The sequence below is a fragment of the Pseudomonas sp. NPDC077649 genome (genome assembly GCF_044542855.1).
Lineage (GTDB): Bacteria > Pseudomonadota > Gammaproteobacteria > Pseudomonadales > Pseudomonadaceae > Aquipseudomonas.
The window spans coordinates 99,593-120,319 of sequence record NZ_JBITVF010000002.1 but is presented as its reverse complement, the minus strand read 5'-3'; the positions used below and the strand labels follow the sequence as shown (position 1 = coordinate 120,319).

The following is a 20,727-nucleotide window of genomic DNA, read 5'->3' as shown; positions in this document are numbered from 1 at the left end:
CCCGGTTCGCCCGGGGCATCCCAACCGGTAACGCCCCATGCATATCCAGGTTCTCGGTTCCGCCGCCGGCGGCGGTTTTCCCCAGTGGAACTGCAACTGCCGCAACTGCCGCGGCGTGCGCGCCGGTACCTTGCGCGCGCAGCCGCGTACCCAGTCGTCCATCGCCCTTTCCGATGACGGCGGCGAGTGGATCCTGTGCAACGCCTCGCCGGATATCCGCGCCCAGCTCGAAGCCTTCCCGGCCCTGCAGCCGGCGCGCCAGCTGCGCGACACGGCGATCGCCGGCATCGTCCTGCTCGACAGCCAGATCGACCATTGCACCGGCCTGTTGACCCTGCGCGAGGGCTGCCCGCACCAGGTTTGGTGCACCGAGATGGTCCATCAGGACCTGACCAGCGGCTTTCCGCTGTTCAACATGCTCAGCCACTGGAATGGAGGCCTGCAGCACCGGTTGATCGAACTGGATGCCGAACCCTTCAGCATTCCCGCCTGTCCGGGGCTGCGCCTCACCGCCATCGCCCTGCGCAGCAGCGCGCCGCCGTATTCGCCGCACCGCGGCAATCCGCACCCGGGCGACAACATCGGCCTGTTTATCGAGGACCGGCGCACGGGCGGGACCTTGTTCTACGCCCCCGGCCTGGGCCAGGTGGACGAGCCGCTGCTGGGCTGGATGCGCCGCGCCGATTGCCTGCTGGTGGACGGCACGCTGTGGCGCGACGACGAGATGCGCCAGTGCGAGGTGGGCGACAAGCTTGGCAGCGAGATGGGCCACCTGCCGCAGAGCGGCCTGGGCGGCATGCTCGAAGTGCTGGAGGGGCTGCCGGCGGCGCGCAAGATCCTGATCCATATCAACAACACCAACCCGATTCTCGACCTGGACTCGCCCGAGCGCGCCGAGCTGGACGCCCGCGGCATCGAGGTCGCGTTCGATGGGATGAGCATCCACCTGTAACGGGCCGATAACAAAAATCCGGAGAGCAGATGAGCCAGCCTGCCATGAGCCCTGCCGAATTCGAGCAGGCGCTGCGCGCCAAGGGCGCGCTGTACCACATTCACCATCCCTACCACCGGGTCATGTACGAAGGCCGGGCCAGCCGCGAGCAGATCCAGGGCTGGGTGGCCAACCGCTTCTACTATCAGGTCAATATTCCGCTCAAGGACGCGGCGATCATGGCCAACTGCCCGGACCGCGAAACCCGCCGCGAGTGGATCCAGCGCATCCTCGACCACGATGGGGCTCCGGGCGAGGAAGGCGGCATCGAAGCCTGGCTGCGCCTGGCCGAGTCGGTCGGCCTCGACCGCGAGCAGGTGCTGTCGCAGGAGCTGGTATTGCCCGGCGTGCGTTTCGCCGTCGACGCCTACGTCAACTTCGCTCGCCGCGCCAGCTGGCAGGAGGCGGCCAGCAGCTCGCTGACCGAGCTGTTCGCCCCGACCATCCACCAGTCGCGCCTGGATGCCTGGCCGCAGCACTATCCCTGGATCGATGCGGCCGGCTACGACTACTTCCGCAAGCGCCTGAGCCAGGCGCGGCGCGATGTCGAGCATGGCCTGCGCATCACCCTGGAGCACTACCGCACCTTTGATGCCCAGCAGCGCATGCTGAACATCCTGCAGTTCAAGCTCGACGTGCTGTGGAGCATGCTCGACGCCATGAGCATGGCCTACGAGCTGCAGCGCCCGCCGTACCACACGGTGACCACCGAGCGCGTCTGGCATCGGGGGATCGCGCTATGAAACCCGATGTGTCGGTGCGCATGACGCACCCTGCGGTTGAGTCTTGTGTAGGGTGCGCCGTGCGCACCAGTCAGGAGCCCGAACAATGACTGCTGCCATCCTGCCCAATATCCCCGCCATCCGTCGCGGCTTCCGCCTGCAGTTCGAGCCGGCCCAGGGCTGCCATGTGCTGCTCTACCCGGAAGGCATGATCAAGCTCAACGACAGCGCCGGCGAGATCCTCCAGCAGGTCGACGGCAAGCGCTCGGTGGCCGAGATCATCGACAGCCTGCACCAGCGCTTCCCCGACGTGCCCGGCATCGACGAAGACATCCTCGCCTTTATGGAGGTGGCCCATGCTCAGTTCTGGATCGAGCTTCGCTAAAGCAGGTCATGAACCAGGGCCGCCGCTCTGGCTGCTGGCCGAGCTGACCTATCGCTGCCCACTGCAGTGCCCCTACTGCTCCAACCCGCTGGACTTCGCCCAGCAGGGCGCCGAGCTCTCCACCGCCGAGTGGATCGAGGTGTTTCGCCAGGCCCGCGCGCTGGGCGCGGTGCAACTGGGCTTTTCCGGCGGCGAGCCGCTGGTGCGCCAGGACCTGGCCGAGCTGATCGCGGCGGCCCGTGGCCTGGGCTACTACACCAACCTGATCACCTCCGGCATTGGCCTGACCGAAGCACGCATCGCCGCGTTCGCCGAGGCTGGGCTGGACCATATCCAGATCAGCTTCCAGGCCGCTGACGAGGAGGTGAACAACCTGCTGGCCGGCTCGAAGAAGGCCTTCGCCCAGAAGCTGGCGATGGCCCGTGCGGTCAAGGCGCACGGCTACCCGATGGTGCTCAACTTCGTTACCCATCGGCACAATATTGACAATATCGAGCGCATCATCGAACTGTGCCTGGAGCTGGAGGCGGATTTCGTCGAGCTCGCCACCTGCCAGTTCTACGGCTGGGCCGAGCTCAACCGCGCCGGCTTGCTGCCGACCCGCGCGCAGCTCGAACGCGCCGAGCGCATCACCCACCAGTGGCGCGACAGGCTGGCGGCCGAGAACCACCCGTGCAAGCTGATCTTCGTCACCCCGGACTACTACGAGGAGCGGCCCAAGGCCTGCATGAACGGCTGGGGCAATCTGTTCCTCGACATCACCCCGGACGGCACGGCGCTGCCTTGCCACAGCGCGCGGCAGCTGCCGGTGCAGTTTCCCAATGTGCGCAAACACAGTCTGGATTACATTTGGCGCGAATCCTTCGGCTTCAATCGCTTCCGTGGCGACGACTGGATGCCCGAGCCCTGCCGCAGCTGCGACGAGAAGCACAAGGACTTCGGCGGCTGCCGCTGTCAGGCCTTCCTGCTCACCGGCGACGCCAGCAATGCCGACCCGGTGTGCAGCAAGTCGGCCCATCACGGCGTCATTCTCGCCGCCCGCCAGCAGGCCGACGAAGCGCCGCTGGGGCTGGAGACCCTGCAGTACCGCAACGAAAAGGCCTCGCGAATCATATGCAAGATCTAGGGTGCGCCAGGCGCACCGACCCCGACGATATCTGGAGCGCCGAACAGGCCGCAGCCGCCAGCGCCGACTTCGCCGAACTGCACGCCGCCCATGACGGCCTGCTGTGGGTGGCTTTCGATCCGCTGCAGGCCCGTTGCGGGTTGTTCTTCTGCCGCGATGACGCAGTTTGCGAGCTGACCCCGCCGGGGTTTTCCGTACGCAGCCGCGTCTACGAATACGGCGGCGGCGCCTGCTGTGCCACGGAGCAGGGCGTGGCCTTCGTCAACGAGCGTGATCAGCAGATCTACCATCTGCCAATGGCGGGTATTTCTGTAGGAACGGCTTTAGCCGCGAACCGCGATGAGCCAAAGGGCTTAGCGGCTAAAGCCGCTCCTACGGGCCTTGAGCCTCAGGCGCTGACTGCTAGCTCTCACTGCCGTTATGGCGACCTGGCCTTCGTGCCCGCCTGGCAGGCGCTGCTGGCGGTGGAGGAGAGTCATGAGCGCGGCGCGGTGCTGCATCGCCTGGTACGCATCGGCCTCGATGGCCAGCGCGAGGTGCTGGTCGAGGGCGCCGATTTCTACGCAGCGCCGGTGGCGGACTCCACTGGCCAGCGCCTGGCCTGGATCGAGTGGGATCGCCCGCACCAGCCCTGGGTCGCCACGCGCCTGTGCCAGCGCGAGTCGGGCCAGCCTACTCGGGTGCTGGCTGGGCAGGCGGGTGATCGTTCTCTGCAGCAGCCACGCTTCGATGCGCAGAACCGCTTGTGGGTGTTGAGCGACGAGGCGGGCTGGTGGCAGCCCGAGTGCGTCGATCACGGCCTAGAGCTGCAAGCCGCACCCTACGATCATGCGCCGGCGCCCTGGCAACTGGGTGGCCGCACCTATCTGCCGCTGGAGCATGGTGAGCTGCTGCTGACCCGTTTCGAGCAGGGTGTAGGCATTCTGATAGAGGGGCGCGGGGCCGCCCAGGTTGTGCGCACCAGCGATCTCAGCGGCAAACCAATCGGTGCGCACAGCGCACCCTACGCAGAGCGGCGGTTGGCCGAAGGGTTTACACGTTTCCGCAGCCTGGCTGCCGATAGCGAATATTTCTACTGCATCGCGGCCGCCCCGGATCGTCTGCCGGCGGTGCTTGCCATTTGCCGCAGCGATGGCGCGTTGCAGATACTGGCGGGCGGTGGGCAGCCGCTAGGTGAAGCACAGCTGTCACGGCCCCAGCCATTCAGCTGTGCGGTGGGCGAGGGCGAGCGCTGCCACGGTTTTTTCTATGCGCCCGTTGCCGCCGAAGCACGCCCACCGCTGCTGATCTTCCTGCACGGCGGCCCCACCTCGGCCTGCTATCCGGTATTCGATCCGCGCATCGCCTTCTGGACGCTGCGCGGCTACGCCGTGCTCGACCTCAACTATCGTGGCAGCAGCGGCTACGGTCGCGCCTACCGGCTGCGTCTGGCGGGGCAATGGGGGGCGCTGGAGGTCGAGGATATCCGCGCCGCCATCGACCAGTTGGCCAGTGACGGCGCTATCGATCCGGCGCAGGTGTTCGTCCGCGGTGCCAGCGCCGGCGGCTACAGCGCGCTGCGGGCGCTGGCCGAGCTACCCGGGCTGCGCGGCGGTGCCAGTCTCTACGGCGTCAGCGACCCGCTGGCGCTGCGCCGGGTCACCCACAAGTTCGAGGCGGATTATCTGGACTGGCTGATCGGCGATCCCGAACGGGATGCCGAGCGCTACCGGGCGCGCACACCGCTGCTGCAGGCCGAGCGCATCGCTGCGCCGCTGATCTTCTTTCAAGGCGGGCTGGACGCGGTGGTGGTACCGAGCCAGACCGAGGCCATGGTGGCGGCGCTGCGCCGGCGCGGTTTGCCGGTCGAGTATCACCTGTTCGCCGAAGAGCGGCACGGCTTTCGCCAGGCCGCCAATCTGGCCACGGCGCTGCGCGCCGAGCATGCCTTCTACCAGGCCCTGCGCTAGGCGTAGGTCGCATTGCATTGGCCGAGCAATGCAGTAGGCTGGAAGCCATTCGATAACAACAAGATCAGGCCGTTGCATGAGCCACGATTTGAGCCAACTGCGTAAATTCGTTTCCCCGGAGATCATCTTCGGCGCCGGCTCCCGGCACAACGTCGGCAACTACGCCAAGACCTTCGGCGCACGCAAGGTGCTGGTGGTGTCCGACCCCGGCGTGGTCGCGGCCGGCTGGGCCGGCGATATCGAGGCCAGCCTGCAGGCCCAGGGCATCGCCTATTGCCTGTACACCCAGGTCTCGCCCAACCCGCGGGTGGAAGAGGTGATGACCGGCGCCGAGCTGTATCGCAGCGAGGGCTGCAACGTGATAGTCGCAGTCGGCGGCGGCAGCCCGATGGACTGTGCCAAGGGCATCGGCATCGTCGTCGCTCACGGTCGCAGCATCCTCGAGTTCGAGGGCGTGGATACCATCCGCGTGCCCAGCCCGCCGCTGATCCTGATTCCGACCACCGCCGGCACCTCGGCCGATGTCTCGCAGTTCGTGATCATCTCCAACCAGCAGGAACGGATGAAGTTCTCCATCGTCAGCAAGGCGGTGGTGCCGGACGTGTCGTTGATCGACCCGGAAACCACCCTGAGCATGGATCCCTTCCTTAGCGCCTGTACCGGCATCGACGCCCTGGTGCACGCCATCGAGGCCTTCGTCTCCACGGGCCACGGCCCGCTCACCGACCCGCATGCGCTGGAGGCCATGCGCCTGATCAACGGCAACCTGGTGCAGATGATCGCCAACCCGGCGGACATCGCCCTGCGCGAGAAGATCATGCTCGGCAGCATGCAGGCCGGGCTGGCCTTCTCCAACGCCATCCTCGGAGCGGTGCATGCGATGAGCCACAGCCTCGGCGGTTTCCTCGACCTGCCGCATGGCCTGTGCAACGCGGTGCTGGTCGAGCACGTGGTGGCCTTCAACTACAGCGCGGCGCCGGAGCGTTTCAAGGTCATCGCCGAAACCCTCGGCATCGACTGTCGCGGGCTGAACCACGCGCAGATTCGCCAGCGCCTGGTCGAGCACCTGATCGCCTTAAAGCATTCCGTGGGCTTCCGCGAAACCCTCGGCTTGCATGGCGTCGGCAGCTCGGACATTCCGTTCCTTTCCAGCCATGCCATGGACGATCCGTGCATCCTTACCAACCCGCGCGAGTCGACCCAGCGCGACGTCGAGGTGGTCTATGGCGAGGCGCTCTGACGAGGCGCTAGCCGGGCTGCTGGGGCTCAGCAGCCAGTCTGCGCGCAAGAGCCACTACCCCGAGCTGCTGGCGCGCCTGGAGGAGCTGGAAACCGAGCGCAACCGCTACAAATGGCTGTTCGAGCACGCCGTGCACGGCATCTTCCAGGCCAGCCTGCAGCAGGGCGTGCTGGCGGCCAACCCGGCCATGGCACGCATGCTTGGTTACGACGATCCGCAGCAGGTGCTGTGGTCGCTGAACGACCTGGCGCGCCACCTGTTCGTCGGCGGTTTCGATGAGCTGGCGCGGATTCGCGAGCAGCTGGGCCGCGGCGCCGCCCTGGTCGGTTACGAGACCCAGTTGCGCCGGCGCGACGGCAGCGTCATCGACGTGTTGATGAACCTGCTGCTCAAGCCCGAAGGCGAGGGCCTGTTCGAGGGTTTCGTCGCCGACATCACCGAGCGCAAGCAGGCCCAGCAGCGCCTGCAACAACTCAACGACGAACTGGAGCGCCGGGTCGCTGCACGTACCTACGAGCTGCTCGAATCCAACCGCAACCTGCAACGGCAGATCGAAGAGCGCGAGCGCATCGAGCAGGCCCTGCGCGAGGCGCGCGACGCCGCCGAGGCGGCCAACCGCAGCAAGGACAAGTACCTGGCCGCCGCCAGCCACGACCTGCTGCAGCCGCTCAACGCCGCGCGACTGCTGATCTCCACCCTGCGTGAGCGCGAGCTGCCGAGCGCCGAGCTCAATCTGGTGGAACGCAGCCACCTGGCACTCGAAGGCGCCGAGGATCTGCTCACCGACCTGCTGGACATCTCCAAGCTGGACCAGGCGGCGATCAAGCCGGACCTCGACGTCTATCGCCTGGAGGAGCTGCTGGCGCCGCTGGCCTCGGAGTTCGACGGCGTCGCCGTGGCCCGCGGCCTGCGCCTGCGCGTGCGCATCGCCGACTGCGCGGTGCACACCGATTTCCGCCTGCTCACGCGCATCCTGCGCAACTTCCTCAGCAACGCCTGTCGTTACACCGAACGCGGCGGCGTGCTGCTCGGCGCGCGGCGGCGCGGCCAGTTTCTCGAGCTGCAGGTGTGGGACAGCGGCCGCGGCATTCCCGCCGACCAACTGGACAAGATCTTCCTCGAGTTCAACCAGCTGGACGTCGGCCGCGCCACCGAGCGCAAGGGCGTCGGCCTCGGCCTGGCCATAGTCGAGCGTATCGCGCGCATGCTCGGTTATCCGGTGCGGGTGAGTTCGCAGCCGGGGCGCGGCTCGCTGTTCAGCATCCGCGTGCCGTTGGCCGCCGAGCGCCCGCAACGGCCGGCGCAGCCCATGCCGCAGCCGCTGCTCGGCGACCCGCTGCCGGGGCGGCGCCTGCTGGTGATCGACAACGAAGAGGCGATCCTGCACAGCATGGCCGCGCTGCTCGGCCAGTGGGGCTGCGAGGTGGTCACCGCACTGGATCTGCCCGAAGCGCTGCAGCGCCTGCAGGGCAGGGCGCCGGAGGTGATACTGGCGGATTTCCACCTCGATCACGGCGTGCTCGGCTGCCAGGTGATCCAGCAGCTGCGCGAGGCGTTCGCCCGGCCGATTCCCGCGCTGATCATCAGCGCCGACCGCAGCGACGCCTGCCGCCGCGAGCTGCAGGCGCTGGGTGCGCCGCTGCTGAACAAGCCGGTCAAGCCGGGCAAGTTGCGAGCGGTGCTCAGCCAGTTGCTGCAGGAAGTGTGAGCGGGTGCTGATTTTCGGGGTGAACCCGGACGCCTGCCATACTGTCTATTGGCTACCTAGCCGTCTCAGGAGACAACCACAATGACAATGTCCATGCACCCCGTTCTGCGCCGTCTGGCGTTCTTCACCGCATTGCTGCACCTGCTGCTGGTGGTGCAGATACCCGTCGCCAATGCGGCCATGATCGGCACCCACGAGGTGCTCGCCGAACAGCAGCACCAGGTGGATCAGGCGCAATTGATGGCCATGCTCGACGACGAGCAGGTCAAGGACAAACTGGTGGCCATGGGCGTCGAGCGCGAGCAGGTGGAGTCGCGTATCGCCAGCCTCACCCCGGCCGAGCTGGCGCAGTTCAACCAGCAGCTGGATCAGGCGCCCGCCGGTGCCGGCGTGGTCGGCATCATCGTGCTGTTCCTGGTGATCTTCATCATCACTGATATGCTGTGCGCCACCAACATCTTCAATTTCGTCAAATGCATCAATCGCTGATTCGCCTCGCCTGTATCGCTTCAGTCGTTCTACTCACAGCCTGCGCTCGGTCTCCGCTGTTATCGCCGGAGGCCGAGCGTTTGCCTGAGCGGGTCGAGCTGAGCGATGTGCCGTTCTTCCCGCAGGACGCCTACCAGTGCGGGCCGGCGGCGTTGGCCACCATGCTCAACCAGCGCGGTGTGCTGACCACCCCTGGCGTGCTCAAGGACAAGGTCTACCTGCCCGGTCGCGAAGGCAGTCTGCAGGTGGAGATGGTTGCCGCCGCACGCAGCCACGACATGCTGGTGTATCCGCTGCAGCCGCGTCTGGAGGCGCTGCTGGCCGAGGTGGCCGCCGGCAATCCGGTGCTGGTGCTGCAGAACCTGGCGTTCGACTTCTACCCGCAATGGCACTTCGCCGTGGTGGTCGGCTACGACCGTCGCGAGCGCACGCTGATCCTGCGCTCCGGCACCACGCGGCGCCTGGTGGATGATTTCGCCAGCTTCGACCAGAGCTGGGCGCGCGGCGGGCGCTGGGCGGTGCTGGCCTTGCCGCCGGAGCAATTGCCGGCGCAGGCCGACATGCGCGCCTGGCTCAAGGCCGCCAGCGATCTGGAGCAGACCGGGCGCAAGATGGCGGCGCAGCGTGCCTATCGACGCGCCACCCAGGCCTGGCCGGAGCAGGCGCTGAGCTGGTTCGCTCTGGCCAACAGCCGCTATGCCGAAGGTGATCGCCAAGGCGCCGAGCAGGCGCTGCGCGCCAGCCTGCAACGCGAGCCGGATTTCGCCGCCGGCTGGTTCAATCTGGCCCAGTTGCTCGGCGAGCAAGGCTGCGGCGAACGCGCGCAGCAGGCCCAGGCCTGCGCGCGGCGCCTGGCCCCGGAGGATGCGCGCTTTGCCGAGCCGCTGAAGGCGAGCGTCGCAACGGGTCAATGTCAGGCCTTGCCGGCCTGTCCATAAGGCAAACGAAAACGGCGCCCAAGGGCGCCGTTTTTGTTCCTGCGGTCGTTACACGCCCAGCTTGTCGCGCAGGGTGTAGTACCAGGCGCCGAGGGCGCTGAACGGTACCTGGAACATCCGCCCGCCCGGGAAGGGGTAGTGCGGCAGGTTGGCGAAGGCGTCGAAACGCTCGGCCTGGCCGCGCAGCGCCTCGGCCAGCACCTTGCCGGCCAGGTGGGTGTAGGTCACGCCATGGCCGCTGCAACCCTGCGAATAGTAGATGTTGTCGCCGAGGCGGCCGACCTGGGGCAGGCGCGACAGGGTCAGCAGGAAGTTGCCGGTCCAGGCGAAGTCGATCTTCACGTCCTTCAGCTGGGGGAAGGTCTTGAGCATCTTCGGCCGGATGATCGCCTCGATATTGGCCGGGTCGCGCGCGCCGTAGACCACGCCGCCGCCGAAGATCAGGCGCTTGTCGCCGGACAGGCGATAGTAGTCGAGCAGGTAGTTGCAGTCCTCGACGCAGTAATCCTGCGGCAGCAGGCTGGCGGCCAGTTCGTCGGGCAGCGGCTCGGTGGTGATCACCTGGGTACCGCAGGGCATCGACTTGGCCGACAGCTCCGGCATCAGGTTGCCGAGGTAGGCGTTGCCCGCCACCACCACGAACTTGGCCTTGATCCGCCCTTCGGGTGTGTGCACCACCGGGTTGGCGCCGCGGTCGATGCGGGTGGCCGGGGATTGCTCGTAGATCACCCCGCCGAGCGACTCCACCGCGGCGGCCTCGCCCAAGGCCAGGTTCAGCGGATGGATATGGCCGCCGCTCATGTCGAGCATGCCGCCGACATAGTTGTCGGTGGCCACCACCTCACGGATGCGCTTGGCGTCCATCAGTTCCAGCTGGGTGTGGCCATAGCGCTCCCACAGCTTCTTCTGCGCTTCCAGATGGCCCATCTGCTTGTCGGTGAGCGCGGCGAACACGCCGCCGTCCTTGAGGTCGCACTGGATGTCGTACTTGGCGATGCGCTCACGGATGATGCGGCCGCCCTCGAAAGCCATCTGCCCGAGCAGTTGCGCCTGCTTGGGGCCGACGCTGCGCTCGATCACGTCGATGTCGCGGCTGTAGCTGTTGACGATCTGCCCGCCGTTGCGCCCGGAGGCACCGAAGCCGACCTTGGCCGCCTCGACGATGCTCACCTTGAAGCCATTCTCCAGCAGAAACAGCGCGGTGGACAGGCCGGTGTAGCCGGCGCCGACGATGCAGACGTCCGTTTCCACTTCGCCTTGCAGGGCAGGGCGTTGGGGAACGGGGTTGGCAGAAGCGGCGTAGTAGGATTGTGGGTATGCCGTGTGCGCCATTTTGAACCTCTGTTCTTTATTTTTTACGAATGAGCCGATCCTACCTGAGTTGAAAATGCCCGGCTAGTGCCTGTGCAAAATATTCAACGAGCCTGGCTGAAATAAAAAATTTGGCCTATTTCAGTGAGTTAGCGAAAAAACCTGTTGACGGCCAAAAACTTCTGCGTAGAATGCGCACCCATCGAAGGCACATAGCTCAGTTGGTTAGAGCACCACCTTGACATGGTGGGGGTCGTTGGTTCGAGTCCAATTGTGCCTACCAAATCGATTAAAAGGGGTCGTTGATACGACCCCTTTTTTGTTGCTCGTCATTCGTGGCGGCAAAAACTTCCGGGGATTTCGCTCGGATATTGTCTGTGGTTGCTTGTCAGGGTTCAGGCTTTCTGAAAGCATCCGCACTCTTTACTTCCAGTGACTCTGGTTCGGTTCTGGTTGGCCCTTGGGGCTCCTGCCATCGTTCGGCAGGTATACCGCCGGATCGCTTCCTGGCTCATCCCAACCCACGTGACCTTTGGTAGGGGTCACCACTAGGAGAGGAGGCGCCATGCCCATCATTACTCTTCCCGACGGCAGTCAGCGTTCGTTCGATCATCCGGTTTCCGTGCTGGAGGTCGCCCAGTCCATTGGTGCGGGCCTGGCCAAGGCCACCCTGGCCGGTAAGGTCAATGGTCGCCAGGTCGATGCTTGCGACCTGATTGAGGCTGACGCGACCCTGCAGATCATCACGCCGAAGGACGAAGAGGGGCTGGAGATCATCCGCCACTCCTGCGCTCACCTGGTTGGGCATGCGGTCAAGCAGCTCTATCCGAACGCCAAGATGGTGATCGGTCCGGTCATCGATGAAGGCTTCTATTACGACATTGCCATTGACCGTCCCTTCACCCCGGAAGACATGGCGGCCATCGAAAAGCGTATGGCTGAGCTGATCGACAAGGACTACGACGTCATCAAGAAGATGACGCCGCGTGCCGAGGTCGTCGAGCTGTTCAGGGCGCGCGGCGAGGAATACAAGCTGCGCCTGATCGACGATATGCCGGACGAGCAGGCCATGGGGCTGTACTTCCATGAGGAGTACGTCGACATGTGCCGCGGTCCGCACGTCCCCAACACCCGTTTCCTCAAGGCGTTCAAGCTGACCCGTATATCCGGTGCCTACTGGCGCGGCGATTCGAAGAACGAGCAGCTGCAGCGCATCTATGGCACCGCCTGGGCGGACAAGAAGCAGCTGGCGGCCTATATCCAGCGCATCGAAGAAGCCGAGAAGCGCGATCACCGCAAGATCGGCAAGCGCCTGGACCTGTTCCATACCCAGGAAGAGGCGCCGGGCATGGTGTTCTGGCATCCCAATGGCTGGACCCTGTACCAAGTGCTCGAACAGTACATGCGTCAGGTGCAGCGCGAGCATGGTTACCTGGAGATCAAGACGCCGCAGGTGGTCGATCGCAGCCTGTGGGAGAAGTCCGGGCACTGGGCCAATTACGCCGAGAACATGTTCACCACCGAATCGGAAAGCCGCGATTACGCGATCAAGCCGATGAACTGCCCGTGCCACGTACAGGTATTCAATCAGGGTCTGAAGAGCTATCGCGAGCTGCCGATGCGCCTGGCCGAGTTCGGTGCCTGCCACCGCAACGAGCCGTCAGGTGCGCTGCACGGCATCATGCGCGTGCGCGGCTTCACTCAGGACGACGCGCACATCTTCTGCACCGAAGAGCAGATGCAGGCCGAATCCGCCGACTTCATCAAGCTGACCCAGGCGGTCTACGCCGACTTCGGCTTCACCGACATCCAGCTCAAGCTGTCCACTCGTCCGGAAAAGCGCGTGGGTTCCGATGAGCTGTGGGATCGCGCTGAGGCGGCCCTGGCGGCGGCGCTCGACAGTGCCGGGCTGGCCTATGACCTGCAGCCGGGCGAGGGCGCCTTCTATGGGCCGAAGATCGAGTTCTCGCTGAAGGATTGCCTGGGTCGTGTGTGGCAGTGCGGTACTCTGCAGCTGGACTTCAATCTGCCGGTGCGCCTGGGGGCGGAGTACGTTTCCGAGGACAACAACCGCAAGCATCCGGTCATGCTGCACCGGGCGATCCTCGGTTCCTTCGAGCGCTTCATCGGCATCCTCATCGAGCACTACGAAGGGGCGTTCCCGGCCTGGCTGGCGCCGACCCAGGCGGTGATCATGAATATCACCGACAAGCAGGCCGATTTTGCCCGCGAAGCAGAGAAAACTCTCAACCAAAGCGGTTTTCGTGCCAAGGCTGACTTGAGAAACGAAAAGATCGGCTTTAAAATCCGCGAGCATACTTTGCTCAAGGTTCCCTATCTCTTGGTTATTGGAGATCGGGAGGTTGAGACACGATCCGTTGCTGTGCGCACCCGTGAAGGCGTCGATCTGGGCTCCATGCCCCTCGAGCAGTTCGCCGCGCAATTGCAGCAAGCGGTTTCCCGGCGTGGTCGCCAAGATTCGGAGTAATAACTATTAAGCGTGAAATGAGACAGGATAAGCGGGCCGCTCCCAAGGCGCCGATCAACGAGAACATCACCGCACGTGAGGTTCGCCTGATTGGTGCGGACGGCGAGCAGGTTGGTATTGTTTCGATTGATGAGGCATTGCGCGTGGCTGAAGAAGCCAAGCTGGATCTGGTAGAGATCTCCGCTGACGCAGTCCCGCCGGTTTGCCGCATCATGGACTACGGCAAGCACCTGTTCGAAAAGAAAAAGCAGGCTGCTATTGCGAAGAAGAATCAGCACCAGCAACAGATCAAAGAGATCAAGTTTCGTCCAGGGACGGAAGAAGGGGATTACCAGGTAAAACTACGCAACCTGGTACGTTTCCTTGAAGATGGGGACAAGGCCAAGGTATCGCTACGATTCCGCGGCCGTGAGATGGCCCACCAGGAACTGGGCATGGAGCTGTTGAAGCGGGTCGAAGCCGACCTCGCCGAACTCGGCACCGTTGAACAGCATCCTAAGCTGGAAGGACGCCAGCTGATGATGGTCATCGCTCCCAAGAAGCGTAAATAACCTCCCGGGCACTGGCAGGCCTGATGGTTATCAGTTGTTAATGAATGCGGAGTACCAAACATGCCAAAGATGAAAACCAAGAGCGGCGCTGCAAAGCGCTTCCTGAAGACTGCTTCGGGCTTCAAGCACAAGCACGCTTTCAAGAGCCACATCCTGACCAAGATGTCCACCAAACGTAAGCGTCAGCTGCGCGGCAGCTCGCTGATCGGCCCGTCGGACAAAGCTAAAGTCGAGCGCATGCTGCGCGTTCGTTAATCGGTCAAGATATTTAGAGGTAATTACTCATGGCTCGTGTTAAGCGTGGCGTTATCGCTCGTGCTCGTCACAAAAAAATCCTGAAGCTCGCCAAGGGCTACTACGGTGCGCGTTCGCGCGTGTTCCGCGTCGCCAAGCAGGCGGTGATCAAGGCAGGCCAATACGCCTACCGCGACCGTCGTCAGCGCAAGCGTCAGTTCCGTGCTCTGTGGATCGCCCGTATCAACGCCGGTGCTCGCGTCAACGGTCTGTCCTACAGCCGTCTGATCGCTGGCCTGAAAAAGGCGTCGATCGAAATCGACCGTAAGGTCCTGGCCGATCTGGCAGTGAACGAAAAAGCGGCGTTTGCTGCGATTGTCGAGAAAGCTAAGGCCGTTCTGGCTTAAGTCCCCCGACAATCACCGGGCTTGCCCGGTGGCAACGTCAAAGATAGGGGAAGAGCCTTCAAGCTCTTCCCCTATTTCGTATCTGGAGTCCGTACATGGAAAACCTGGATGCATTGGTCTCGCAAGCGCTAGAGGCCGTGCAAAACACCGCAGACGTCAACGCCCTGGAACAACTCCGGGTTCAGTATCTCGGCAAGAAGGGCGAGCTGACCGCCCTGATGCAGACCCTGGGCAAGCTGTCGGCCGAGGAGCGTCCGCAGGCTGGCGCCCTGATCAACGCCGCCAAGAACCAGGTTCAGGACGCCCTGAACGCCCGCAAATCCGTGCTTGAGCAGGCCCTGCTCGCCGAGAAGCTGGCGTCCGAGCGCATCGACGTGACCCTGCCGGGCCGCGGCCAGGCTCCTGGCGGCCTGCACCCGGTCACCCGTACCCTCGAGCGTGTCGAGCAGTTCTTCACCCATATCGGCTACAACGTCGCCGAGGGTCCGGAAGTCGAAGACGATTACCACAACTTCGAAGCCCTCAACATCCCCGGCCACCATCCGGCGCGGGCGATGCACGACACCTTCTATTTCAACGCCAACATGCTGCTGCGCACCCACACCTCGCCGGTGCAGGTGCGCACCATGGAGTCGCAGCAGCCGCCGATCCGCATCGTCTGCCCCGGCCGCGTCTATCGCTGCGACTCCGATATCACCCACTCGCCGATGTTCCACCAGGTCGAAGGCCTGCTGGTCGACGAGGGTATCAGCTTCGCCGACCTCAAGGGCACCATCGAGGAGTTCCTCCGGGTGTTCTTCGAGAAGCCGCTGGGCGTGCGTTTCCGTCCGTCCTTCTTCCCCTTCACCGAGCCCTCGGCCGAAGTCGACATGCAGTGCGTGATGTGCTCGGGCAAGGGCTGTCGCGTGTGCAAGCAGACCGGCTGGCTGGAAGTGATGGGCTGCGGCATGGTGCATCCGGACGTGCTGCGCATGAGCGGCATCGATCCGGCGAAATACTCCGGCTTCGCCTTCGGCATGGGCGTCGAGCGCCTGGCCATGCTGCGTTATGGCGTCAATGACTTGCGCCTGTTCTTCGATAACGACCTGCGGTTTCTGGCGCAATTTCGCTAGTACCGCCTTCGTCATCGAATTCGTTTAAGGAGAACAGACAGTATGAAATTCAGTGAACAGTGGCTGCGCAGCTGGGTGAACCCGGACGTCTCGCGCGACGAGCTGGTGGCCCGCCTGTCCATGGTCGGCCTGGAAGTGGACGCGGTGATCCCGGTCGCCGGCCAGTTCAGCGGCGTGGTGGTGGGCGAGATCCTCAGCGCCGAGCAGCACCCGGACGCCGACAAGCTGCGTGTGTGCCAGGTCAGCAACGGCAGCGCCAACTTCCAGGTGGTTTGCGGTGCGCCCAACGCCCGTGCCGGCATCAAGATTCCCTTCGCCATGATCGGCGCCGAACTGCCGGGCGACTTCAAGATCAAGCAAGCCAAGCTGCGCGGCGTGGAGTCCCAGGGCATGCTCTGCTCGGCCTCCGAACTGCAGATCAGCGACGACAACAGCGGCCTGATGGAGCTGGCGGCGGATGCTCCGGTCGGCCAGGACATTCGCGCCTACCTGGGCCTGGACGATGCCAGCATCGAAATCGGCCTGACCCCCAACCGCGGCGACTGCCTGTCGCTGGCCGGCCTGGCACGCGAAGTCGGCGCCATCTACGCCGCCCCGGTAACAGCAGTCTCCGTCACCCCGGTCGCCGCTGCCCATGACGAAGTGCGTCCGGTTGAAGTGCTGGCGCCCAAGGCCTGCCCGCGCTACCTGGGTCGTGTCATTCGCAACGTTGACCTGTCCAAGCCGACCCCGCTGTGGATGGTCGAGCGCCTGCGCCGTTCCGACATCCGCAGCATCGACGCCGCCGTCGACATCACCAACTACGTGATGCTCGAGCTTGGTCAGCCGATGCACGCCTTCGATCTGGCCGAAATCAACGGCGGCATCCGCGTGCGCATGGCGGAAGAGGGCGAGAAGCTGGTCCTGCTGGATGGCCAGGAAGTCGGCCTGCGCGCCGACACCCTGGTGATCGCCGACCACGAGCGCGCCCTAGCCATTGCCGGCGTGATGGGTGGCGAGCACAGCGGTGTGAGCGGCAAGACCCGCGATCTGTTCCTCGAGAGCGCCTTCTTCGACAACATCGCCGTGGCCGGCAAGGCGCGCTCCTATGGCCTGCACACCGATTCCTCGCATCGCTTCGAGCGCGGCGTCGACTCGCAGCTGGCGCGCAGCGCCATGGAGCGCGCCACTGCGCTGCTGCTGGAGATCGTCGGCGGGGACGCCGGCCCGATCATCGAAGTGGCCAGTGCGGCCGACCTGCCAAACGTCGCGCCGATCACTCTGCGCGCCGAGCGCATCAGCCAGATGCTTGGCCTGGACATGGATGGCGCCGAAGTCGAGCGCCTGCTCAGCGCGCTCGGCCTGGGCGTGACCGCCGAGGGTGCCGGCCAGTGGCAGGTCAGCGTGCCGAGCCACCGCTTCGATATCAGCCTGGAAGTGGACCTGATCGAAGAGCTGGGTCGTCTGTATGGCTACAACCGCCTGCCGGTGCGTTACCCGCAGGCGCGCCTGGCCCCGCAGGCCAAGGCCGAAGCCCGTGCCGAGCTGCCGGCCCTGCGTCGCCTGCTGGTGGCGCGCGGTTACCAGGAAGCCATCACCTACAGCTTCATCGATCCCAAGCTGTTCGAGCTGTTCAACCCGGGTGTCGTCCCGCTGCAGCTGGCCAACCCGATCTCCGCCGACATGGCCGCCATGCGCTCCTCGCTGTGGCCGGGCCTGGTCAAGGCGCTGGAGCACAACCTCAATCGCCAGCAGTCGCGCGTGCGTCTGTTCGAGAGCGGCCTGCGTTTCGTCGGCCAGCTCGAAGGCCTCAAGCAGGAAGCCATGCTGGGCGGCGTGATCAGCGGCAGCCGTCTGCCGGAAGGCTGGGCCAATGGCCGCGAGAGTGTGGACTTCTACGATCTGAAGGCCGATGTCGAGGCGCTGCTGGGCTGTGCCGGCGCTGCCGATGCCTTCGCCTTCGTGCCGGGCGAGCATCCGGCACTGCACCCGGGTCAGACCGCGCGTATCGAGCGGGAGGGGCGTCTGGTCGGTTTCATGGGGGCCCTGCATCCGGAGCTGGCCAAGACCCTCGGTCTGGATCAGCCGGTGTTCCTCTTCGAGTTGCTGCTGGCCGAAGTGGCAGTCGGGCGCATGCCGGTGTTCAGCGAGTTGTCGCGCTTCCCCGAAGTACGCCGCGACCTGGCACTGCTGGTCGATCGTGAACAGCCGGCCGAAGCCGTGCTCACCGCCATTCGCGAGGCGGCGGGCGAGTGGCTGACAGACCTCAAGCTATTTGACGTCTATCACGGTAAAGGCATTGATCCGCTTAGAAAAAGCCTGGCAGTCGGCTTGACCTGGCAGCATCCATCGCGCACTCTTAATGACGATGAGGTGAGTACTACTACGCAAAATATCCTCACCTGCCTCGAACAAAGGTTCAACGCCACGTTAAGGAAGTAGCGTATGGGGGCTCTGACGAAAGCTGAAATGGCGGAACGTCTGTACGAAGAGCTCGGCCTGAACAAACGGGAAGCCAAGGAGCTGGTGGAGCTGTTTTTTGAAGAGATCCGCCAGGCTCTGGAGCTGAACGAACAGGTCAAGCTTTCCGGGTTCGGTAACTTCGACTTGCGCGACAAGCGCCAGCGACCCGGCCGCAACCCGAAAACAGGAGAGGAGATCCCGATCACGGCTCGCCGTGTGGTCACCTTTCGTCCAGGGCAAAAACTGAAAGCCAGGGTCGAGGCATATGCTGGAACCAAGTCATAACGACGAGCTACCGGCGATACCCGGCAAGCGCTACTTCACCATCGGCGAAGTCAGCGAGCTCTGCGCGGTCAAACCCCATGTCCTGCGTTATTGGGAACAGGAGTTTCCACAGCTCAATCCGGTCAAGCGGCGGGGCAACCGCCGTTACTACCAGCGCCAGGACGTACTGATGATCCGGCAGATTCGCGCGTTGCTCTACGATCAGGGCTTCACCATCGGCGGGGCGCGTCAGCGCCTCTCCGGCGACGAGGCCAAGGACGACACCACCCAGTATCGTCAGCTGATCAAGCAGATGATCGTCGAGCTCGAGGACGTGCTGCATGTTCTGCGGAAATAGGGCAAAAGAAAAAGTTGCCTTAATTCAAAAGCTTAATGTATAGTTCTTCCCGCTTTCGGTAACACGTAAGCATCATCGGGGCGTAGCGCAGCCCGGTAGCGCACTTGCATGGGGTGCAAGGGGTCGAGTGTTCGAATCACTCCGTCCCGACCAAAAAATCCCTAGAAAATCCAGTCACTTAGCGGTGACTGGATTTTTTTATGGGCGCTTCACACGCTCGAAGCGCAGGGACTTTTGCGGGACTTTTTTCATCCTGCCATTCTCCTCAAAATTGTCAGGGCCGGCCCGCGCGAGTCGGTGGCCGAAATCCTGTTGGCTTCATCGATCAGTTTGCCCAGCTCGGCGGCCGAGTAGTGACTGGTGATGCTGCCGTTCCTGTGGCCCAGCAGAGCCTTCCTGTCTTCCTCCGTTACCCCAGCAGCCCGAAGTCTTCGGCCGAAGGTGTGCTTCAGATCGTGAACGCGGATCGAAGCAAATCCAGCTGGGGCAGGGCGCAGAAAACGCTCCTGGAACTTCTTCGCTGCTCTGACCCTGGCTTTCTTCCATGCCGAATCGTTCATCCGGTGAACCGGAGTGGCCTTGCCGTTTCGATCGGGTTGTCCGTAAGGAAATACCCAAACTGGATCAAGCCCACGCTGTCCCTCGATGACCGACTTGGCTACGTTGTTGAGCACAACGAGGCGCTCGTCGCCGTTCTTGACCCCGGAGCTCTCATGTCGGCCACCAAAATCCGCCGGTATGAGAAATACGCTGGTGTTGAGCTCAGGAATCGGTATCTCCCAATCCCAGCGAAGCTTCACGACCTCCTGCTCGCGTGAGCCGCTGTTGACCTTGTACAGGGCCATGCGGCGCAAATGATCCGGCAGTTCGGCGAAGAGAATCGACTGCTCTTCCCAGGACATCGGGTAGGGCATGCGTCTGGTTTTCTTCTCTTCCAGCTTGGTGATCATCGGTACCACGTCGAGCCAGGGACGCTTCTGCTCATCACGCCATTTTCGGGCGCAAAGATTCAGGATACGTATGACGCGTTCCAGGGCGATGTTCACCGTGCGGTGTGAAACTCCTGGCTTCAACTTCCCATCGCTGGTTCTACGACTCTTGAGTCGATCCCTTATGTAGGGAGCCAGGGTCTCGTCGTCGACATGAGTCAGAGGCTGGTCGCCAATATACCGGTCCAACTGCTCCAGATAGATGGCCGTGAGGCCTATCGACGGCTGATTCTTGTACTCGGTCAGGTAACGCGTAGCAGCCTCCCGCCACGTTCTGATCTTGCGGACGCCGTAGATCTTCTGTTCCCGGAGCTTTTCCAGCTTGTGTATCAGGTACTGCTCTGCCTCCTTCCTATCGCTTGATCCAGTGCTTTCCTGAATTCGCTGACCTCTGAAGACCTTGTCGATGTGCCAGGTCCCGTTCCTTTTGTAGAGGCCGCTAATGGTTTTTCGCGCCATGGTTTTTCTCCTTGGCGCTCGCTGCGGGAGTGATCATGTCCCTTGGCACCTTCCTTTTCAATGATGGCCTGGTCGATGTAGGTGTCTGCCCAGGCATCCAGTTCTTCGCGATCAAAGCCGATGCCTTGCACCCCAATGCGGAATTCCCGCACGTGAGGCCGGACGGTTTTGTTGAATTCTGTGCGGCACATGCCGAGGTAGGCGGGGGCCGCACTGGCTCGCAAGATTCGGGGTGGGCAGGTGATCAAGCGTGCGGCTGTCTGTTCAGATGATGCGGGCATGAATGTCGCCTCCTTGTTGGCCCTGATCCGTGCTGCAGATGCTGTCCGCTGCTCGTTGGGTGGACAACGTGGTGGAGGGGGCTGCGGAGGGTTTGGTACAACAGCTGTTTTGGCTTGGTTTGACCTGATGGATCGTGGAGTGTGGCCAGTCGTTGGTTGGTACGGTGATATCAGGCTTAAGGATTGAAGCGTGTCTTCCGAAGAGGTATCTCAGCAACCTGGTTCCAGCTCTGGTGGCCCAGTCAGTCGTGAGGAGATGTACGCCGAGGTGTGGCGGCTTCCG

Annotated in this window: 20 protein-coding genes and 2 tRNA genes; 20 read left to right on the top strand and 2 right to left on the bottom strand. The window is 63.7% G+C overall.

Annotation, left to right across the window (positions count from 1 at the left end):
• Window positions 1-37 precede the first annotated feature (37 nt).
• The 9 genes from pqqB to ACIGFL_RS07575 all read left to right on the top strand — a co-directional run bounded on the left by pqqB (window position 38) and on the right by ACIGFL_RS07575 (window position 9,548).
• Window positions 38-952, top strand: coding sequence for a pyrroloquinoline quinone biosynthesis protein PqqB (gene pqqB, locus ACIGFL_RS07615; protein WP_397496736.1), 915 nt, complete (start codon window positions 38-40; stop codon window positions 950-952).
• A 29-nt stretch (window positions 953-981) separates the two neighbouring features.
• The gene (gene pqqC, locus ACIGFL_RS07610; protein ID WP_397496735.1) at window positions 982-1,734 is read left to right on the top strand and encodes a pyrroloquinoline-quinone synthase PqqC; all 753 of its coding nucleotides are present in this window, start codon (window positions 982-984) and stop codon (window positions 1,732-1,734) included.
• An 85-nt stretch (window positions 1,735-1,819) separates the two neighbouring features.
• Window positions 1,820-2,098, top strand: a complete 279-nt coding sequence (gene pqqD, locus ACIGFL_RS07605) for a pyrroloquinoline quinone biosynthesis peptide chaperone PqqD (protein ID WP_021446380.1) — start codon at window positions 1,820-1,822, stop codon at window positions 2,096-2,098.
• Window positions 2,070-3,224, top strand: coding sequence for a pyrroloquinoline quinone biosynthesis protein PqqE (gene pqqE, locus ACIGFL_RS07600; protein ID WP_397496734.1), 1,155 nt, complete (start codon window positions 2,070-2,072; stop codon window positions 3,222-3,224). Before pqqD ends, pqqE begins: the two co-directional genes overlap by 29 nt.
• A complete protein-coding gene (locus tag ACIGFL_RS07595; RefSeq protein WP_397496733.1) occupies window positions 3,212-5,173 on the top strand; it encodes an alpha/beta hydrolase family protein in 1,962 nt (653 codons plus the stop codon). Before pqqE ends, ACIGFL_RS07595 begins: the two co-directional genes overlap by 13 nt.
• 76 nt (window positions 5,174-5,249) lie before the next feature.
• Window positions 5,250-6,413, top strand: coding sequence for an alcohol dehydrogenase-like regulatory protein ErcA (gene ercA, locus ACIGFL_RS07590; protein ID WP_397496732.1), 1,164 nt, complete (start codon window positions 5,250-5,252; stop codon window positions 6,411-6,413).
• A complete protein-coding gene (locus ACIGFL_RS07585) occupies window positions 6,397-8,121 on the top strand; it encodes a NahK/ErcS family hybrid sensor histidine kinase/response regulator (RefSeq protein WP_397496731.1) in 1,725 nt (574 codons plus the stop codon). The genes ercA and ACIGFL_RS07585 overlap by 17 nt, the downstream gene beginning before the upstream one ends.
• 87 nt (window positions 8,122-8,208) lie before the next feature.
• The gene (locus ACIGFL_RS07580) at window positions 8,209-8,610 is read left to right on the top strand and encodes a PA2779 family protein (RefSeq protein ID WP_021441980.1); all 402 of its coding nucleotides are present in this window, start codon (window positions 8,209-8,211) and stop codon (window positions 8,608-8,610) included.
• Window positions 8,595-9,548, top strand: a complete 954-nt coding sequence (locus tag ACIGFL_RS07575; protein ID WP_397496730.1) for a PA2778 family cysteine peptidase — start codon at window positions 8,595-8,597, stop codon at window positions 9,546-9,548. The genes ACIGFL_RS07580 and ACIGFL_RS07575 overlap by 16 nt, the downstream gene beginning before the upstream one ends.
• 48 nt (window positions 9,549-9,596) lie before the next feature.
• Here ACIGFL_RS07575 and ACIGFL_RS07570 read toward each other — a convergent pair whose 3' ends face one another.
• Window positions 9,597-10,880, bottom strand: a complete 1,284-nt coding sequence (locus ACIGFL_RS07570) for an NAD(P)/FAD-dependent oxidoreductase (protein WP_397496729.1) — start codon at window positions 10,878-10,880, stop codon at window positions 9,597-9,599.
• A gap of 185 nt (window positions 10,881-11,065) precedes the next feature.
• Here ACIGFL_RS07570 and ACIGFL_RS07565 point away from each other — a divergent pair.
• From ACIGFL_RS07565 to ACIGFL_RS07520, 10 genes are all read left to right on the top strand, one after another.
• Window positions 11,066-11,142 (top strand) — tRNA-Val (locus tag ACIGFL_RS07565).
• A 282-nt stretch (window positions 11,143-11,424) separates the two neighbouring features.
• Entirely contained in the window at window positions 11,425-13,347 is a 1,923-nt protein-coding gene (thrS, locus tag ACIGFL_RS07560; protein WP_021441983.1) for a threonine--tRNA ligase, read from the top strand.
• The gene (infC, locus tag ACIGFL_RS07555) at window positions 13,347-13,898 is read left to right on the top strand and encodes a translation initiation factor IF-3 (protein WP_177342863.1); all 552 of its coding nucleotides are present in this window, start codon (window positions 13,347-13,349) and stop codon (window positions 13,896-13,898) included. Before thrS ends, infC begins: the two co-directional genes overlap by 1 nt.
• 60 nt (window positions 13,899-13,958) lie before the next feature.
• Complete coding sequence (rpmI, locus tag ACIGFL_RS07550) at window positions 13,959-14,153, top strand: 50S ribosomal protein L35 (protein ID WP_031302581.1); 195 nt, start codon at window positions 13,959-13,961, stop codon at window positions 14,151-14,153.
• A gap of 29 nt (window positions 14,154-14,182) precedes the next feature.
• On the top strand, window positions 14,183-14,539 hold the full coding sequence (gene rplT, locus ACIGFL_RS07545; RefSeq protein WP_003243409.1) for a 50S ribosomal protein L20: 357 nt from the start codon (window positions 14,183-14,185) through the stop codon (window positions 14,537-14,539).
• 95 nt (window positions 14,540-14,634) lie between these two features.
• Window positions 14,635-15,651, top strand: a complete 1,017-nt coding sequence (pheS, locus tag ACIGFL_RS07540; RefSeq protein ID WP_397496728.1) for a phenylalanine--tRNA ligase subunit alpha — start codon at window positions 14,635-14,637, stop codon at window positions 15,649-15,651.
• Window positions 15,652-15,693: 42 nt separating this feature from the next.
• The gene (pheT, locus tag ACIGFL_RS07535) at window positions 15,694-18,072 is read left to right on the top strand and encodes a phenylalanine--tRNA ligase subunit beta (protein ID WP_397496727.1); all 2,379 of its coding nucleotides are present in this window, start codon (window positions 15,694-15,696) and stop codon (window positions 18,070-18,072) included.
• Between the two features lie 3 nt (window positions 18,073-18,075).
• Window positions 18,076-18,378 carry an integration host factor subunit alpha gene (ihfA, locus tag ACIGFL_RS07530; RefSeq protein ID WP_003243414.1) on the top strand — a complete coding sequence of 101 codons (303 nt, stop codon included), beginning with the start codon at window positions 18,076-18,078 and terminating at the stop codon, window positions 18,376-18,378.
• Window positions 18,359-18,715: a MerR family transcriptional regulator gene (locus ACIGFL_RS07525; RefSeq protein ID WP_021441988.1), complete on the top strand. Its 357-nt coding sequence runs from the start codon at window positions 18,359-18,361 to the stop codon at window positions 18,713-18,715. The genes ihfA and ACIGFL_RS07525 overlap by 20 nt, the downstream gene beginning before the upstream one ends.
• 76 nt (window positions 18,716-18,791) lie before the next feature.
• Window positions 18,792-18,868 (top strand) — tRNA-Pro (locus ACIGFL_RS07520).
• 95 nt (window positions 18,869-18,963) lie between these two features.
• On the opposite strand, the gene ACIGFL_RS07515 is transcribed toward ACIGFL_RS07520, so the two are convergent.
• A complete protein-coding gene (locus ACIGFL_RS07515) occupies window positions 18,964-20,163 on the bottom strand; it encodes a tyrosine-type recombinase/integrase (protein WP_397496726.1) in 1,200 nt (399 codons plus the stop codon).
• Window positions 20,164-20,198: 35 nt separating this feature from the next.
• On the opposite strand from ACIGFL_RS07515, the gene ACIGFL_RS07510 reads away from it, so the two are divergent.
• Entirely contained in the window at window positions 20,199-20,435 is a 237-nt protein-coding gene (locus ACIGFL_RS07510) for a hypothetical protein (protein ID WP_397496725.1), read from the top strand.
• Window positions 20,436-20,727 lie beyond the last annotated feature (292 nt).

Coding starts and splice junctions, on each gene's coding strand:
- pqqB (WP_397496736.1), top strand. CDS start 38: ATGCATATCCAGGTTCTCGGTTCCGCCGCCGGCGGCGGTTTTCCCCAG.
- pqqC (WP_397496735.1), top strand. CDS start 982: ATGAGCCAGCCTGCCATGAGCCCTGCCGAATTCGAGCAGGCGCTGCGC.
- pqqD (WP_021446380.1), top strand. CDS start 1,820: ATGACTGCTGCCATCCTGCCCAATATCCCCGCCATCCGTCGCGGCTTC.
- pqqE (WP_397496734.1), top strand. CDS start 2,070: ATGCTCAGTTCTGGATCGAGCTTCGCTAAAGCAGGTCATGAACCAGGG.
- ACIGFL_RS07595 (WP_397496733.1), top strand. CDS start 3,212: ATGCAAGATCTAGGGTGCGCCAGGCGCACCGACCCCGACGATATCTGG.
- ercA (WP_397496732.1), top strand. CDS start 5,250: ATGAGCCACGATTTGAGCCAACTGCGTAAATTCGTTTCCCCGGAGATC.
- ACIGFL_RS07585 (WP_397496731.1), top strand. CDS start 6,397: ATGGCGAGGCGCTCTGACGAGGCGCTAGCCGGGCTGCTGGGGCTCAGC.
- ACIGFL_RS07580 (WP_021441980.1), top strand. CDS start 8,209: ATGTCCATGCACCCCGTTCTGCGCCGTCTGGCGTTCTTCACCGCATTG.
- ACIGFL_RS07575 (WP_397496730.1), top strand. CDS start 8,595: ATGCATCAATCGCTGATTCGCCTCGCCTGTATCGCTTCAGTCGTTCTA.
- ACIGFL_RS07570 (WP_397496729.1), bottom strand. CDS start 10,880: ATGGCGCACACGGCATACCCACAATCCTACTACGCCGCTTCTGCCAAC.
- thrS (WP_021441983.1), top strand. CDS start 11,425: ATGCCCATCATTACTCTTCCCGACGGCAGTCAGCGTTCGTTCGATCAT.
- rpmI (WP_031302581.1), top strand. CDS start 13,959: ATGCCAAAGATGAAAACCAAGAGCGGCGCTGCAAAGCGCTTCCTGAAG.
- rplT (WP_003243409.1), top strand. CDS start 14,183: ATGGCTCGTGTTAAGCGTGGCGTTATCGCTCGTGCTCGTCACAAAAAA.
- pheS (WP_397496728.1), top strand. CDS start 14,635: ATGGAAAACCTGGATGCATTGGTCTCGCAAGCGCTAGAGGCCGTGCAA.
- pheT (WP_397496727.1), top strand. CDS start 15,694: ATGAAATTCAGTGAACAGTGGCTGCGCAGCTGGGTGAACCCGGACGTC.
- ihfA (WP_003243414.1), top strand. CDS start 18,076: ATGGGGGCTCTGACGAAAGCTGAAATGGCGGAACGTCTGTACGAAGAG.
- ACIGFL_RS07525 (WP_021441988.1), top strand. CDS start 18,359: ATGCTGGAACCAAGTCATAACGACGAGCTACCGGCGATACCCGGCAAG.
- ACIGFL_RS07515 (WP_397496726.1), bottom strand. CDS start 20,163: ATGGCGCGAAAAACCATTAGCGGCCTCTACAAAAGGAACGGGACCTGG.
- ACIGFL_RS07510 (WP_397496725.1), top strand. CDS start 20,199: ATGTCCCTTGGCACCTTCCTTTTCAATGATGGCCTGGTCGATGTAGGT.